The organism is Streptomyces sp. NPDC005775 (assembly GCF_042871565.1).
In the GTDB taxonomy this organism is placed as follows: Bacteria; Actinomycetota; Actinomycetes; order Streptomycetales; family Streptomycetaceae; genus Streptomyces.
This window is the reverse complement of the sequence record NZ_JBIAIU010000035.1, coordinates 1-1,291: the sequence shown is the minus strand read 5'-3', so window position 1 is coordinate 1,291 and position 1,291 is coordinate 1. Positions and strand designations below refer to the sequence as shown.

At 56.5% G+C, this 1,291-nt stretch carries 1 rRNA gene (cut by a window edge); it reads right to left on the bottom strand.

Annotated elements, in window-relative coordinates:
* A 23S ribosomal RNA gene (locus tag ACFYPA_RS37055) occupies positions 1 to 1,291 on the bottom strand (its annotated part extends 1,269 nt beyond the left edge of the window); the annotation flags it as partial.

The following is a 1,291-nucleotide window of genomic DNA, read 5'->3' as shown; positions in this document are numbered from 1 at the left end:
CGGATCACCAGTGATGGCCCCCCTTCTCCCGAAGTTACGGGGGCATTTTGCCGAGTTCCTTAACCATAGTTCACCCGAACGCCTCGGTATTCTCTACCTGACCACCTGAGTCGGTTTAGGGTACGGGCCGCCATGAAACTCGCTAGAGGCTTTTCTCGACAGCATAGGATCATCCACTTCACCACAATCGGCTCGGCATCAGGTCTCAGCCTTAATGTGTGACGGATTTACCTACCACACGGCCTACACCCTTACCCCGGGACTACCACCGCCCGGGCTGGACTACCTTCCTGCGTCACCCCATCGCTTACCTAGTACAAGTCTGGTTCGTCGGCTCCACCACTACCCTCAACTCCGAAGAGATCGGGCCGGCTTCACGGACTTAGCATCGCCTGATTCAGTATTGGGCGTTTCAAAGCGGGTACCGGAATATCAACCGGTTGTCCATCGACTACGCCTGTCGGCCTCGCCTTAGGTCCCGACTTACCCTGGGCAGATCAGCTTGACCCAGGAACCCTTAGTCAATCGGCGCACACGTTTCTCACGTGTGTATCGCTACTCATGCCTGCATTCTCACTCGTGAACCGTCCACAACTCGCTTCCGCGGCTGCTTCACCCGGCACACGACGCTCCCCTACCCATCCACACAGGCGTTGGCCCTATATGTGTGAATGACACGACTTCGGCGGTACGCTTGAGCCCCGCTACATTGTCGGCGCGGAATCACTTGACCAGTGAGCTATTACGCACTCTTTCAAGGGTGGCTGCTTCTAAGCCAACCTCCTGGTTGTCTCTGCGACTCCACATCCTTTCCCACTTAGCGTACGCTTAGGGGCCTTAGTCGATGCTCTGGGCTGTTTCCCTCTCGACCATGGAGCTTATCCCCCACAGTCTCACTGCCGTGCTCTCACTTACCGGCATTCGGAGTTTGGCTAAGGTCAGTAACCCGGTAGGGCCCATCGCCTATCCAGTGCTCTACCTCCGGCAAGAAACACACGACGCTGCACCTAAATGCATTTCGGGGAGAACCAGCTATCACGGAGTTTGATTGGCCTTTCACCCCTAACCACAGGTCATCCCCCAGGTTTTCAACCCTGGTGGGTTCGGTCCTCCACGAAGTCTTACCTCCGCTTCAACCTGCCCATGGCTAGATCACTCCGCTTCGGGTCTTGAGCGCGCTACTAAATCGCCCTATTCGGACTCGCTTTCGCTACGGCTTCCCCACACGGGTTAACCTCGCAACACACCGCAAACTCGCAGGCTCATTCTTCAAAAGGCACGCAGTCACGAC